Source organism: Actinomyces sp. Marseille-P3109, assembly GCF_900323545.1.
In the GTDB taxonomy this organism is placed as follows: Bacteria; Actinomycetota; Actinomycetes; order Actinomycetales; family Actinomycetaceae; genus Actinomyces.
In genome coordinates this window covers 2942686-2955833 of sequence record NZ_OOHN01000008.1, presented here as the reverse complement: position 1 = coordinate 2955833, position 13148 = coordinate 2942686, and the positions used below count along the sequence as shown (strand labels likewise).

The 13148-nt window shown below is 65.4% G+C and carries 13 protein-coding genes and 2 pseudogenes; 5 read left to right on the top strand and 10 right to left on the bottom strand.

Features of this window, described 5'->3' with window-relative positions:
* Positions 1-27 precede the first annotated feature (27 nt).
* Entirely contained in the window at positions 28-1299 is a 1272-nt protein-coding gene (locus tag BQ8008_RS12720; RefSeq protein ID WP_108834340.1) for a polysaccharide deacetylase family protein, read from the bottom strand.
* A 449-nt stretch (positions 1300-1748) separates the two neighbouring features.
* Positions 1749-2345, bottom strand: a complete 597-nt coding sequence (locus BQ8008_RS14165) for an ABATE domain-containing protein (protein WP_108834338.1) — start codon at positions 2343-2345, stop codon at positions 1749-1751.
* A 91-nt stretch (positions 2346-2436) separates the two neighbouring features.
* On the opposite strand from BQ8008_RS14165, the gene BQ8008_RS12710 reads away from it, so the two are divergent.
* Positions 2437-3666 carry an MFS transporter gene (locus BQ8008_RS12710; protein ID WP_108834336.1) on the top strand — a complete coding sequence of 410 codons (1230 nt, stop codon included), beginning with the start codon at positions 2437-2439 and terminating at the stop codon, positions 3664-3666.
* A gap of 146 nt (positions 3667-3812) precedes the next feature.
* Here BQ8008_RS12710 and BQ8008_RS13875 read toward each other — a convergent pair whose 3' ends face one another.
* From BQ8008_RS13875 to BQ8008_RS12695, 4 genes and pseudogenes are all read right to left on the bottom strand, one after another.
* Positions 3813-3938, bottom strand: a complete 126-nt coding sequence (locus tag BQ8008_RS13875; RefSeq protein WP_009403032.1) for a hypothetical protein — start codon at positions 3936-3938, stop codon at positions 3813-3815.
* Between the two features lie 64 nt (positions 3939-4002).
* Positions 4003-4752 carry an SDR family oxidoreductase gene (locus BQ8008_RS12705; protein ID WP_108834334.1) on the bottom strand — a complete coding sequence of 250 codons (750 nt, stop codon included), beginning with the start codon at positions 4750-4752 and terminating at the stop codon, positions 4003-4005.
* Positions 4749-5246, bottom strand: a complete 498-nt coding sequence (locus BQ8008_RS12700) for an RrF2 family transcriptional regulator (protein WP_108834332.1) — start codon at positions 5244-5246, stop codon at positions 4749-4751. Before BQ8008_RS12700 ends, BQ8008_RS12705 begins: the two co-directional genes overlap by 4 nt.
* A 141-nt stretch (positions 5247-5387) precedes the next feature.
* Positions 5388-6607: pseudogene (locus BQ8008_RS12695) on the bottom strand (IS256 family transposase).
* A gap of 376 nt (positions 6608-6983) precedes the next feature.
* On the opposite strand from BQ8008_RS12695, the gene BQ8008_RS12690 reads away from it, so the two are divergent.
* Positions 6984-7352, top strand: a complete 369-nt coding sequence (locus BQ8008_RS12690) for a hypothetical protein (RefSeq protein ID WP_108834330.1) — start codon at positions 6984-6986, stop codon at positions 7350-7352.
* Between the two features lie 428 nt (positions 7353-7780).
* A pseudogene (locus BQ8008_RS13870) lies at positions 7781-8086 on the top strand (IS110 family transposase); the annotation flags it as partial.
* A 314-nt stretch (positions 8087-8400) separates the two neighbouring features.
* Here BQ8008_RS13870 and BQ8008_RS12680 read toward each other — a convergent pair.
* From BQ8008_RS12680 to BQ8008_RS12670, 3 genes are read right to left on the bottom strand one after another with little or no spacing between them, the layout of a single operon-like run.
* Positions 8401-9390 (bottom strand): HEAT repeat domain-containing protein, encoded by a 990-nt coding sequence (locus tag BQ8008_RS12680; RefSeq protein WP_108834328.1) that lies wholly within the window; start codon positions 9388-9390, stop codon positions 8401-8403.
* A 42-nt stretch (positions 9391-9432) separates the two neighbouring features.
* Positions 9433-10119 (bottom strand): HEAT repeat domain-containing protein, encoded by a 687-nt coding sequence (locus BQ8008_RS12675; RefSeq protein ID WP_234415413.1) that lies wholly within the window; start codon positions 10117-10119, stop codon positions 9433-9435.
* Positions 10120-10167: 48 nt separating this feature from the next.
* Positions 10168-10803, bottom strand: coding sequence for a TetR/AcrR family transcriptional regulator (locus tag BQ8008_RS12670; protein WP_108834326.1), 636 nt, complete (start codon positions 10801-10803; stop codon positions 10168-10170).
* A 76-nt stretch (positions 10804-10879) separates the two neighbouring features.
* Between BQ8008_RS12670 and BQ8008_RS12665 the strand changes: the two genes are divergently transcribed.
* Complete coding sequence (locus BQ8008_RS12665) at positions 10880-12400, top strand: MFS transporter (RefSeq protein ID WP_108834324.1); 1521 nt, start codon at positions 10880-10882, stop codon at positions 12398-12400.
* 59 nt (positions 12401-12459) lie between these two features.
* Here the strand turns inward: BQ8008_RS12665 and BQ8008_RS12660 are convergent, their stop codons facing one another.
* Complete coding sequence (locus tag BQ8008_RS12660) at positions 12460-12948, bottom strand: dihydrofolate reductase family protein (RefSeq protein ID WP_234415412.1); 489 nt, start codon at positions 12946-12948, stop codon at positions 12460-12462.
* 31 nt (positions 12949-12979) lie between these two features.
* On the opposite strand from BQ8008_RS12660, the gene BQ8008_RS12655 reads away from it, so the two are divergent.
* Positions 12980-13147, top strand: a complete 168-nt coding sequence (locus BQ8008_RS12655; RefSeq protein ID WP_234415484.1) for a hypothetical protein — start codon at positions 12980-12982, stop codon at positions 13145-13147.
* The last annotated feature ends 1 nt before the right edge of the window (position 13148 follow it).

The following is a 13148-nucleotide window of genomic DNA, read 5'->3' as shown; positions in this document are numbered from 1 at the left end:
GTGCTCGGGACGGAATGCGGCGGCGTCTCAGTCAGGGGCCGGGGCGGGCACCTGACTGCGCATGATCTCCGGAACCGTCCTGACGGGCAGGCCGGAGTCGGCCACGCGCTTCATGAAGCGCTTGAAGGTGGCCGCTGCGACCGACTCGGGAGCGTCGTCGGGATCCTCGTCGACCCGATGGAAGACCATGTGGGTCCAGCAGCGGTGCTCCTGGCACCGAGCCAGGGCCTTCTCGACCTGAGACTCGGTGGTGTAGGAGCCGCAGTAGAAGACGCGGAGCCGGTACGGGTCCCCCGGCGCGAGGGTCTCCGGGGCGACGTCGATGGTGCGCAGTGAGTCGAAGTAGCTCTGGGAGGTGCGCAGCACGAGGTCGTTGTACCGCCCCATGGGCAGGGCGAAGTGGGCGGCCCCCTCGGGGTAGCCGTGCTCGAGGAGGAAGGACCTGATCGTCTCGAACTCCTTGCGCATCCCCGCCTCGTCCAGCGTGGTGAGATCGGTGGAGGCGTGGGCGGCGATGTCCCAGCCGTGAACCTCTCGCATCTCAGCGAGCTGGTCGGCGCTCATGCGGCCCGGCAGTCCGACCTTGTCGGCGATGACGTAGGAGGTTGCCGCAGGGATGCCGTACCCCTGCATGATCTCCCGTGCCGTCTTGTAGTCGCTGTCGTAGCCGTCGTCGAAGGAGATGGAGACGATGCCGCTGCCGGCCGTGGGCAGGGTGCCCAGGTACCCGAGCCATAACCGGCTCGGAGCCGAGTCAGAGGCGGGCTTCACTGTCAGGCGCACCCGCGTCACCCGCTCCAGGTGAGGGCGGCCGACGACGGCGCGCTCGGCGGCTCGGTTGACGGTCACCCGGCACCAGGAGCCGGTGCGCAGCGTGCGCATATCGGGGGCGACGTCCAGACGCAGGCAGTTCTCGTCATCACCACCGAGCTCGAGCAGGATGCTTCCGATCTGCCGGTAGTCCTCGGCTCGGAGCCACAGATCCCACTGGCAGTCGGTCATGTTGACGCCCTGTAGGGCCAGGTCGGCGCTGGTGGGGCGATCGGGGTCACCGGTGGTGGTGAGCTGCAGCGACTGGGTCCCGTGGGAGTGGGTGGAGGTGTCGGGCCGCACGGAGCCGTCGTCGGAGGAGAGGACCCAGGCACGAGGGTCCTGCATATCCGACAGCACCTCTGACGGCGCCGCGGGAGGACCGGCGGCCGGCGCCGAGGAGGCGTGAGCCGTCGGCCGTAGCCCAGGTAGAAGAGTGCTCGAGGCAGTCAAGGCGAGACCGCCCATCAGAAAGTTCCGGCGCCTCATCTGAGCATGCTGCGGCAAGGTGCTTCTCCAGTTAACAGTCCACTTGGTTGGTTTCTGTTCCAGGATACGCACCGAATCGCCGTCACCGCAGACAAAAGTCGCACAAGCTCCACCCCAGCCGACTGCCACAACATGTCAGACATCCCGGAGATCCGCGCAAATCCGCGCACTTCCGCCCACCACCACCGGTCATACGTGAGCGAGATCACCACACTGCCGTCAGGGAATGCGCCCCCATGGCGGCCACCTGGACCGTACAAGGTCGGGTCGCATTAGCCAGAGTTCATCCATGCCGCACAAGACTCAGACCCTCGTGGAGCACACCAACACCCCACCCAGACCCCATGGAGCAAGCACCTAGGGGCAGCGAGCTGAGACCAGTCAGGCTCCGCAGCCCCTCCGCCTACATCGTCACCGGCGCAAACACCACCCGACCCCGCCTACAGGAGTCACCTTGCAGACCGAGCATGCCTAGCCACTCGGACACGATTCCCACAAGCCGGCGAGCACCACTCGCGCCGAGGATGAGTTTTCTCAAAGAACAGAATGCACCCCGGAGCCTGGCAGGCTCGTAATCGAGAGCGTCGTTCCGGACGTGCATACTCTGCCGCAGCAGAGGCGACCTCACCCAGCGCAATCGCAAGCGGGTCGGCGACATGCCATCGACGACGAGCGACGAGGCTGTCAGCCTGCTGCAGCTCTATGTAGTGAGCAGCCCCGACCGCCGCATCGTTCATGCGCACGAGATCCTGCTGAGCTGGATTAGCGCCACCAGCGAGCGCTGTCAGGTAGCCACGGATCGCCCCCCTTAGATCCAGCCAATTCTCCAAATCCCAAACGTCACTGGAGACGCCGACAAGGAGCGGGCGCAGGTCGGCACTGAACTGCTCCCGATTACGAGCCAGCCAAGCATCCAGCTCCGACGGTGTGGTGAGAGTGTCCACAACACGCCCGCGCAACCCCCCATCCACGAAGGTTGTGTTCACCAGCTCGATCGGTAAGGGTTCGCCATCCAACGGGGGAACCAGGGGTGCATCTCGGACCATGGACTAACGGTAACAGGTCTTGACAACCATTAGAAAGGGTGCTTCCATCCCACTAATGCTTAAGGTTCACCAAATCCGTTAGGAGCGTGGGATGACCACCACCTTGCAACACTGGCAGGGTCGAATCACGGCCGTAGCCTTCACCTCCCTGACCGGAGCGTTCGGATTGAATCTGGCGATCGGGCAGTTCATTGCGCCGCTCATGGACAGCCTTGCCTGGTCCTTAGCGGCAACGAGCACTGTGGTTGCAGTGAACACGCTGGCTTGGGGACTGTTTCAGCCACTTGCCGGTCGACTGATTGACCGGATCGGCCCTCGTCAGGTGATGGCGGGGAGTGCATCTCTGATGGGACTGTCCTACGTCACGCTTGCGACCGTGACCGAGTACTGGCAGTTCTTAATCCTGTTCGGGGTTGTAGTTGCTGCAGGATTCGCCGGATGCAGTTCAATGCCTTCCTCAGTCCTGGTAGCTCGATGGCACACCAAGAGCCGTCCTCGAGCGCTCGCTGTGAGTTCGATGGGTATCAATGCCGGCCAGCTGCTACTTCTCCCACTGGCCGGAGTACTTGTCACCATGCTCGGCTGGCGGGCCGCGTTCCTTGCTCTTGGGACGATCATGCTCGCCCTTGTTGTGCCGGTGCTGTGGTTCGGGGCGCGCAACAGCCCCAGCGACGTCGGTATCCGATCCGACGGCACGCTCGAGCAGGCAGGAGTGCCCACCACATTGCGCGACGCACTGAGTGACCGTCAGTTCTGGACGATCAGCCTCAGTTTCGCCGGCTGCGGGTACTCGCTCTACCTGTTCACCACGCACATGCCGAAGCTTGCCCTGGAGCTCAGCGGTAGTCCCAGTACGGGCGGGTGGCTCATGGCACTGGTCGCCCTGTGCAGTGCGGCCTCTATGTGGTTGACTGGACAGTGGGCGGCCAAGCGATGGGGCAAGCGAGTTACGCTCATCGTGCTTCACACCGCCAGGGCAGTGTCTTTCACGGTTCTCGCACTTGCACCAAGCCTCCCCGCCTTCATCCTCGGCGTGGTGATGTTCGGCCTCTCATCCTTCCCGGTGATTCCTTTGACCACCGGACTGGTGGCCGACCGCTTCGGCGGCACAGCGATGGGAGGGATCTTGGGATCATCCTGGCTCATCCACCAGATATTCGCCGCCCTGGGCGTCTTGCTGGGCGGGCTTCTGCGTGACGCTACCGGCAGCTACAGCGCATCCTTCGCCAGTGGAGCCGCTGTGCTCATTGCATCCACTGTGCTCACCTGGCTTATTTCGGAGGGACGATTCCAAATCCGCCCGAGCCCTACTGCCGCGTAGCGAGGCTCTTCCGAAACCGCGACAGAAACACCCAAGCACAGGGCTTCAGATCCACGAAAGCCGACTCGGCACCCAGAAGTCACACAAGGCACGAAAAGGTCTGCCCCGCCAGCTTCCTGGCGGGGCAGACCCCTGAGGTGGTGGAGCTAACGGGAGAGGCAAACCACTTGAAAACGGGCGGTGACATCGCCGATCAGCAAATCCTCCTCGACGACGAGCTGGGTGACATTGAGGCGGTGGCGCAACGTAAGCACCGCGTTGGGGTAAGACATGGAACTCTACTGGGCTACGCGAAGAAGGGCTGGCTCACGCCAGCCCCGGGTGACGTATTGACAGTCAGGCTGCTGACCCTTGGGTACTCACCCATTTGGCAACGTCAGGTCCTAGAAGCTCTGCACCGCGCGGCGCGAGCAGCACCCCCTGAGCGAGCGCTGGCAGACCTGGGGCCGTGACAACGACAGGACGCAAATCCCCCTTAGCCTGCAGTAACTGTCGGGTCAGGTCAGGCAAATGTACCCGTTCAGGGCCGGCGATCTGTCGGTCACGGACGGAGCCGCTGGACGCTTCGACCAAAACCCGGGCAACTTCGTCGACGGCGATAGGCTGGACAAGCCAGTCCTCGACGCGCACCTGATCGTCAGATTGGGTGACTGCGCCCGGGTTGAGGGCAAACTCCATCCACTGCGTCGAGCGCACCACCACGTGCTCGAGTGCGCAATCGGCCAGTACCTGCTCCTGGGCGCGCTTGGCGAGGTAGTAGTCGAATTCGTCGAAGGCGGGGTCGTCGATGTTGCAGATCGATAAGTGCACTAGTCGGTCAACGCCGGCATGCTGGCAGGCCCGAACAACGCGAGCCGTGGCGTCGCGAAAAGTAGCGACGAGGTCGGCGTCGGCGCTGACCGGGAAGGGGTTGGAGGTATCGATGGCTACGTCGGCACCGTCTAGGGCGCTGGTGAGGCCTTCACCGGTATGCAGATCTATACCGGTAGCACGAGACAGAGTAATGACGTCATATCCAGCCTGGCGAGCGGTCCGGGTGGTGGCGCGGCCAGCGGTACCGGTGGCGCCGATGATGGCGATCTTCACAAGGGGTCCTTAACGGGGTCGGGATCCAGACCGGTGGCCTGGAGCATGCGGGTTCGGGTGGCGTTGTCGAGGCCGGCTGCTAGGTCGGCGATAGAGGTGCCAGCCAACGAGGCACGCCAAGCATCCTCGGCACGGGACATAGCTCGGTTGATCGAGCACAGACCTGACGCGAGGATCTGCGATTTCTGGTCGACGAATGCACCCTGGCATCGGATCTCGTTGCACTGGAACAAAGGTGCCGCGCTACCTAATGCAGAAACCACGTCATCCAGGCTCACCCTTGCGGCTGGCTGGGACAAGCGGAACCCGCCCGAGGCTCCGGCCACCGAGGCAACGATGCCCGCCGCCGCAAGTTTCTGCAGGTGCTTGTTCAGATAGGTCGGCGACAGATCGAACACTCCCGCCAAGCCCGCACTCGAAACAACTCGACCTCCAGCCACATCCAGCACGACCAGCGCGTGCGCAGCCCACTCCACTCCCTTCGGCAACTGCATATCAGGATACTAACTATCCATATACTAGATGTCTAGATTTGGTCACCTTGATCGGGTGCGCCGCACGTGGGTTGATCGTCGATCACGCACTCAAGGTCAAGTCTCTTGATGTGGTGTAGAGGTCTTCGTGGAGTGTGGTCGTTAGCTGGTGAGAGAGAGGGTGTTGGGTAGGTTCCGGCTGTGGTTGAGAACGTCGAGGCTGAGGTAGCGGCGTCCTTCGGTCCACTCCATCGGTCTGCTCTGCCAGGACGGCGCCAACCAGGCGGATAATGGCGTCCCTGTTGGGGAAGATCCCTACTGAGTCGGTGCGGCGACGGATCTCTCTGTTGAGGCGTTCTTGGGGGTTGTTGGACCAGATCTGTCTCCATACCTCGACAGGGAAGGCGGCGGTAGGCCAGCAGGTCGGCTCGTGCGGCCTCGAGGTGGTCGGCGGCCTCGGGCAGAATCGTGTGGACGTAGTCCAGGAGGCGGTCGAACTGAGCCTCGACGGCTACTGCGTCGGGCTGGTCGTAGACGCCAGTGGAGCATGGCCTTGACAGCGGGCCACAGACTCTTGGGAACCACTGTCATCAGATTAGCGGCATAGTGGGTGCGACAGCGCTGCCAGGTCGCTCGGGGCAGGTTCGCGGCGATAGCCTCAACCAGGCCCGTGTGGGCGTCAGAGGTGACAAGCCGTACCCCCGTAAGTCCCCGGGCCACCAGGTCGGCGAGCAGCCCGTTCCAGGCCGCCGAGCTCTCGGTGGTGGCTACCCGCAGTCCTAAGACCTCGCGATGTCCATCAGCGTTGACCCCGGTAGCGGTCAGGACCACCGCGCTGACCACACGCCCACCTTCGCGGACCTGTCAATGTCAGGGCGTCGGCCGCCACGAAGGTGAATGGGCCTGCATCGCCCAGGGGCCGGTTGCGGAAGGAGGCGACCTGCTCGTCGAGCTCAGCCGCCATACGTGAGACCTGTGACTCCGGGCAGCGAGTCGATGCCCAAAATACCTATCAACTTGTCCATGCGCCGCGTGGACACCCCGGCCAGGTAGGCGTCAGCAACCACTGTGATCAGCGCGGACTCGGCCCGTTTACGGCGTTCAAGCAGCCAGTCGGGGAAGTACGAGCCAGTGCGCAGCTTGGGGACAGCCACGTCAATCGTGCCGACCCGGGTGTCCAGGTCCCGATGCCGATAGCCATTGCGCTGAACCCGGCGCTCGGGGCTGGCCTGACCGTACTCGGCACCGCACACCGCATCAGCCTCAGCGCTCAGCAGGGAGTTGATCACCGTCTGCAGCAGGCTACGCATCAGGTCTGGCGAGGCCTGAGAAAGAGCCTCGCCAAGAAGACGCTCAGGGTTGACAATATAAGGAGCGGTCATCGTGATGACTCCGTTCGAGTGGGTTGTAGGAGATTCCTCGAAGGATCACACGGTGACCGCGCTGCCACCAACAGCAGCCCAACCACCGCGCTACACCACACTACGGGGCACTACCGGAAGTCCACGTAGTGGGTTCGATGCCTCACTGAGAAACTGCCCGTGAAGTCCTCGGACCTCATCGAGCACTGACGCCGCACCCACACGTGGTCCGCCCGCCACATCAGCCACGACCTCACCGTACGCAGGGCAGTGGTGTCGGTGCGTACCGTGGCCCATTGGCTGGCCGGAGCTGGCCTGAACCGACGACGCGACACCCGACCCCACCTAGCAGACCAACCGGATCAGCAAAACGATCCCGGCCCGTTTCCCGGGCCGAATGATCCACCTGGACGTCAAGAAGGTCGGACACATCCGACCCGGGGGACGGCTGGAGGACCCACAGACGCACCCATCCCGAGGCGAAGGCCTCCCCAAGCGGGGCAAGAGCGCCTGGACCGGCTACACCTACCTGCACAGCGCCATCGAGGCCTTCTCCCACCTGGCCTGTACCGAGGCCCTCGATGACGAGACGACCTCCACCACAATCGGCTTTCTCCGCCGCGCCCGGTCTCCACCACGACCGTCACCTCCCTGGCTCACGCCGCCAGAGGACCCGCCCCTACATCCATGTCACAACGGCAAGGTCGAGCGCTACAACCGCATCCTGGCCGAAGAGTGCCTCTACGTGCACACCTATGCCTCATAGCAGCAGCGCCGCGACGTCGTCGCTTGTGGAACCACCACAACTACCATCACCCCCGCACCGCCTGCCACAACCGACCCGTTACCTTGTTGGTGGTCCCGGGTGGTCCGGGGCTGGGCCAGCTGCTGTGGGCACGGGTGTTTTGCCCCTGTCCGTAGATGATCCCGGGGGGGGCCAAAGTCACCTGCGGCAGCCGGGCGCTGGTGACCGCTGATAAGGGGAACGACCCACCGCAAAACGGCAGAGGTCTAACGCAGGCGTGGGTGCGGAGGCCGGCCCGTCCACCGGCTGGCCCCCGCACCCACGCAGCGAGAGGCAGCAGGAGAGATGGATATCGAGGACATCGAGGCCTTCATCGGTACCGGGCGTCGGCAAGGAGCGGGCACTGAGCCACGGCCCTGAGCCGAGAGGGCCGGAAGGTCCTCGACAGGGCCCTGCCCAACGACGAGGACCGGCTGCGAGAGGTCTACCAGCGCCTACAAGAAAAAGGGCAGGTGCTGGTGGTGGACCAGCCCGCCACCATCGGGGCCCTGGCCATGGCGGTGACCCAGGACATGGGCATCACCGTGGGCTACCTGCCCGGACTGTCCATGAGACGCACCGCCGACCTGACACCGGGCAGCGCCAAGACCGACGCGAAGGACGCTGCCGTCATCGCAGGCGCGACCAAGACCATGCCCCACACCCTGAAAGCCATCACTACCTCGGACGAGGGCGCCGCGGCACTGAGCATGCTGCGGCAAGGTGCTTCTCCAGTTAACAGTCCATTTGGTTGGTTTCTGTTCCAGGATACGCACCGAATCGCCGTCACCGCAGACAAAAGTCGCACAAGCTCCACCCCAGCCGACTGCCACAACATGTCAGACATCCCGGAGATCCGCGCAAATCCGCGCACTTCCACCCACCACCACCGGTCATACGTGAGTGAGATCACTGCGCTGTCGGAGGAAACTGCGACTCCGCCATCGACCACCCACCACTGAACCTGAACCACGAAGAAGCCCGGTCACACACCATCGATACGTCCTCGGTGACACTGCTCGTTCAGGACTCAGGCGAAGACCGAGGCGAGGCGGGCGACGGCGGGGTCGGAGTCGCGGGTCAACCGGAGAAGCACCTCTCCGGCGGCAGCGACCGGGAGCTCGACGAGAGCCTGAGTCAGACGCAGTCGCACGGCGGTCTCAGCGGTGGGCGCGGCGAGCTCGTCGGTCAGAGCATTGACAATCCAAGCCGCACGCTCGCCGTCGCGGCACAGCGCTCCCAGCACCTCCGCTGCCTCCACATCGTGGGCACCTTCGACCACCATCGCGACAAGGACGGGGACGGTCTCGGTCGCACCGCATCGCCCGAGCGCCAGAGCGGCGCAGTCGCGCACGGCCGCATCGGGGTCGTCGAGAGCCTGTGCGAGCACAGCGGCGGCGCCCGGCGCCTCGGGCACCTCAGAGATCGCCCGAACCGCGCGCCGTCGAACATCCACATCCTCTGCGTGAGCACCGGCGCGCAGCGCCGCCACCGCATCGCCGCCGGATCGGGCGAGGGCCCAGCGCAACGCACCCGCGACATCCGGCTCGGACTCGCTCAGAAGCGCTTCCGCCAGTAGCTCGACGGGGACCGGTGCTCCCTCAGATCGGATCAGAACGGCCTGCTGTCTGCGTGCGGCACTTTCCGAGTCGAGGTCTCGCATCAGGTCAATGACGCGCAGGACGTCGCGCCAGTCGGCGGGCGCGGAGGCGTCAATGGCTCGGAGCCGGTCGAGCAGCTCGCGCTCCTGGGCCAGACGCTCCTCGGTGCACCGGATGAGATCACCGACGAGCGCGGCGGGCGTCAGGTCCGGGTCTTCCAGAGCGCGCCCCACCTGCTTGAGCGACAGCCCCATGGATCGAAGGCTCTCCACCTGGAAGATTCTGCGGACGTCCTCGGCGGAGTAGTCGCGGTAGCCGGCGCTGGTGCGACCCGTCGGCCGCACCAGCCCCAGAGCCTCATAGTGCCGGAGCATCCGGGCACTCACTCCTGAGAACCGGGCCGCATCACCGATCAGCAATCCAACGCCTCCTGCACCCCCATGGGCTCACCCCCCTCAGTCTCAGTTCTTACCACACCCGTATCCGGCTCCTTCACGCTTGGCACCCCCGGCGTGAGCATCACGCCTCGCCTCGGAGATGGCCTCCTCAAAACCGGTCTCGGGGTCCTGCCGGAGCAGTTCGGTGGCACGAGCGTGCGCAGCCACCCTCGGATCGAGACTCTGCGCGGCCTTCTCCAGGACGGGGTCGGCGAACTCGCCGAGGTCGATCAGCGCCCGGCTCAGGCTCAGCTGAACGCTGCGGTCTCCGCGGCCGAGCTGGCGCGTCAGATCCTCGGCCAGAGAGGCCTTCTCACCCTCCGGAACGAGGACGACGGCGGTGCGCCAGGCGGTCCGCGCGATCCCGTCGTCGGGATCGCCGAGCATCTCACGGGTGATCCAGGGCCAGGCGCTCTTGTCGCCGACCTTGGAGAGCGTGTGCAGCGCCTGACTGCGGGCCTGGTTGCACCCGGAGCAGAGCTCCCGGTGAAGCCGCGGCAGAACGATCTCCGGCGGCAGACGGGTGAGCGCCCAGGAGAGCATGTCCCGAACGAAGAAGTCCGGCTCGATCGCGCACCGCTCGACGAGCAGCTCCGTGTAGTCGGCGTCGCCTCCGGTCCCGATGGCCAGGGCCGCCCGCAGGCGGATCGAGGAGCTCTCAGCGCTCAGGGCCTTAGCGACGCGGGAGTCCTGCGGGGTCATTCTGGTCATCGGGACCACCTCCTGCCCCCAAGGAAAGGCCTTGTCACGGTGTCAAGGTCAAGTCGCCCCGGCGGCCGGCGCGCATCCGGACGTGGACCGGGCCTGGGGCCGCAGCCGGTCGATGCCGGCCTCGACCATTCGCAGGGCCTGCCGCCTGAAGCCGGGGTCGGGGTTGATGAGCAGGTGGATGGCGAGCCCGTCCACCACCCCGTGCAGCGCCGTCGTCTCCGCCTCGACGTCGAGGTCCGGCACTGTGAGCCCGGCCCGGTGCAGCCGAGCGATCAGGCGTCGGCACACCTCCCGAACGGTCTCATAGCTCTCATCCAGAACTTCTCGGACCCGGAGGTCGCCCGGGGCCTCGGCGATGAGTGCGACGGTGACCTCCATCTCCAGCTGTCGTTCGGCATCAAGCGGGAGGAGCTCCTCCAGGACACGGAGAACGAGCTCACGAGGGTCGGGCTCATCAAGATGACGTTGGATGCGGACCCAGGCACGCCGACCCACCAGCTCCGTGGCGTGCGTCAGCAACTCACTCTTGCTGGGGAAGACGTGCCTGATGGAGCCGGTGGAGATTCCGGCTTCCGCGGCGACGGTGCGGATGGAGACGCCACTGATGCCCTCGGCATGAATCACTCGCCAAGTCGCCTCGGCGATCTCCTCCCGGCGCCTGTCGTGATCGATGAGCTTGGGCACGGCGCCATTCTAACGGCTGACACGGATGTGCTAACATAATTTTGTTAACTCATTCGTGTTACCAAATGGAGGTTCCGTGTCCAGCGCCAACAGCGCCGCACTGCGTCGCGAACGCCGAGTACTGAACAGCGCGACGCTCACCAGCGGCGTGGAGCAGGTCATCGACTTCGCCCTGCCCCTGTTCGCCGGAGCGATACTCGGACTGCCCCCGGGGCAGACGGGGATCCTCATCGCGGTGAACCAGGTATCGGGCTTCCTGGTCCGCCCGGTTGCCGGAACGGTGGTGGATCGCACGGATCGCCTGATCGTTGCCGGAGCCGGTGCCGGCGTACTCGCAGCGGGTTGTGGGCTCTACGCCCTGGCGACCGGGTTGCCGCTGGCGCTGATCGCCGCCGCCGTCACCGGTGCGGCCCAGGCGTTCTCGTGGGTGGCGATCCGGGCGATCATCGGCGAACGGCTTCCGGAGGACTCGAGCGTGTTCACGAAGCTGGTAGCCGCCGAGGAGACCGGCGGCTGGCTGGTTCTGGTTCCCGCGATCATTCTGCTGTCCGTCGCCGGATACCGTTGGGTGTTCGCAGGCACCGCCGCGTGCTGCCTCCTGGCCGCCTGGGATCTGCTCAGTGAACGACGCCACCGCTCTCGCGCGAGCACTGCGGGGCCGGCCGGCGCGGAGCTGTCGAGCTTGTCGTTACAAGGACTGCGGGGAGTCGGCGTCGGGCTCCGGCCGATTCTTATAGTCGTGGTGGCTACCATGACTGCGGAGGCGGCCATCAGCCTGCTGCTGATGCTGCACCTCCAGCGAGGGTTCCACCTCGAGGTCGTCCAGATCGCGTACGTGTTCCTCCCCGGCGCCGTGGCGATGAGCGTTCTGCCGCCCTACCTGCATCGTCTGGTCGTGCGGTGGGGTCGTCGCAGAATGCTCGTCGTGGGTGCGGCGTCGAGCGCGCTTTTCGCGGCGGGACTCGCACTCGCGCCGACTCCCCCGTGGATCGCCGTGCTGTGGGTGCTCTCTGCGATCGCTTGGTCGATCACAATCCCAGTACAGCAGTCCATGATCGCCGAGACGGTGGGAAGCACGCACCTCGGGCGCGGACTGAGCCTCTACGAGGCGGCGCGCCTTGCCGGGGCGATCATCGGCTCACTCGCCGCAGGACTGCTCTACGGTTCGGGAAGCTGGTTCCTGGCCTGCATGGTCTGCGCGGTCATCATCGCCTCAGGTGCAGTGCTGGCCCCGGCGGCGCTGACACGCCTCGGCACGGCCGACCGCCCTGCACCCGCATCGCGCCACGACGACGATTCGGCGACAGCCCCCGACGCTCCCGAGGGCGACATTCCCGAGGCGGAGAGCTCAGCCTCTCCCCCTGACACCGACCCCCATCAGCCGACGACGCCCAGGTCCCGCCGCGGTCTCCTGACCGACTTCGCCTGGCACAGCGGGCTGTTCGCCGCAGCGGCGGCCACCACGTGGGTGGCGCACAGGCTCTTCACCATCGGTCTGCCCACCTGGGTCTTCGCCGCGCTGCGCATCTGGACCACCATCTACATCATCGACCTTATCTGGACGGCATGGAAGGTTCTCGAGCCCCGCGACCAATAGACGCAAGGAGAGACAAGCGAGACCTGCGCTCGCTCGATCCGCTCGCCCCTGGACGCTCACTACCGGTCCGTGCGGACGTACTCCTCGATGACGACCCCGGACTCGAAGCTTCGACAGCCCACCAGATCAAGGCTCTGCACGACGGCGCCGGCGGCACCGAACAGCCGGATACCGTCACCGAGGACAATGGGATTGCGCTTGAGGATGAGGCGGTCGATCTCGGGCAGCAGCTCGCCGGCAAGACTCCCGCCGCCGCAGAGGTAGATCGCGAGCCCCTCTTGCTGTTTCAGCTCGCGCACCGTCGCGAGAGCATCGGCGGTGAACGTCACGCCGGCCGGCGGGGCCGTCTCCGATCGTGTTGCGACGAACTCGCTCAGGTGGGCGTAGGGCCGTTCAATGCCGGCCGCCCGCGCAACGTCGTAGCTCGCTCGCCCTTGAATGACCGTGTCGAAGCGATTGCCTGGCGGGCGCATACCGAGGGCCGCGAGCACATGGGCGGGGAGTGCATCGGCGAACTCACTCAGGTAGCACGTCGCGGAGGCGCTCACCGCGTGGCGGCGAGCGGGACTTCAAGCCGACATCGCGTTCAACAAGAAGATGGGTCTACCCGGTCAGCCTGCGGACATCACGCTCTTCCACTACGCCCTCGACGGACTGCTTCTCGACCAACTCACTGTTCCCGTGGATGAAACCGCCCGCCCCGACGACGTAGTGAGCGTGCTCGCCCACCGGCTTCTCAGCAGCTGAC

Excerpts from the sequence above, each read along its gene's own strand:
- BQ8008_RS12720 (WP_108834340.1), bottom strand. The coding sequence starts at position 1,299 with ATGAGGCGCCGGAACTTTCTGATGGGCGGTCTCGCCTTGACTGCCTCG.
- BQ8008_RS14165 (WP_108834338.1), bottom strand. The coding sequence starts at position 2,345 with ATGGTCCGAGATGCACCCCTGGTTCCCCCGTTGGATGGCGAACCCTTA.
- BQ8008_RS12710 (WP_108834336.1), top strand. The coding sequence starts at position 2,437 with ATGACCACCACCTTGCAACACTGGCAGGGTCGAATCACGGCCGTAGCC.
- BQ8008_RS13875 (WP_009403032.1), bottom strand. The coding sequence starts at position 3,938 with ATGTCTTACCCCAACGCGGTGCTTACGTTGCGCCACCGCCTCAATGTC.
- BQ8008_RS12700 (WP_108834332.1), bottom strand. The coding sequence starts at position 5,246 with ATGCAGTTGCCGAAGGGAGTGGAGTGGGCTGCGCACGCGCTGGTCGTG.
- BQ8008_RS12690 (WP_108834330.1), top strand. The coding sequence starts at position 6,984 with ATGATCCACCTGGACGTCAAGAAGGTCGGACACATCCGACCCGGGGGA.
- BQ8008_RS12675 (WP_234415413.1), bottom strand. The coding sequence starts at position 10,119 with ATGACCAGAATGACCCCGCAGGACTCCCGCGTCGCTAAGGCCCTGAGC.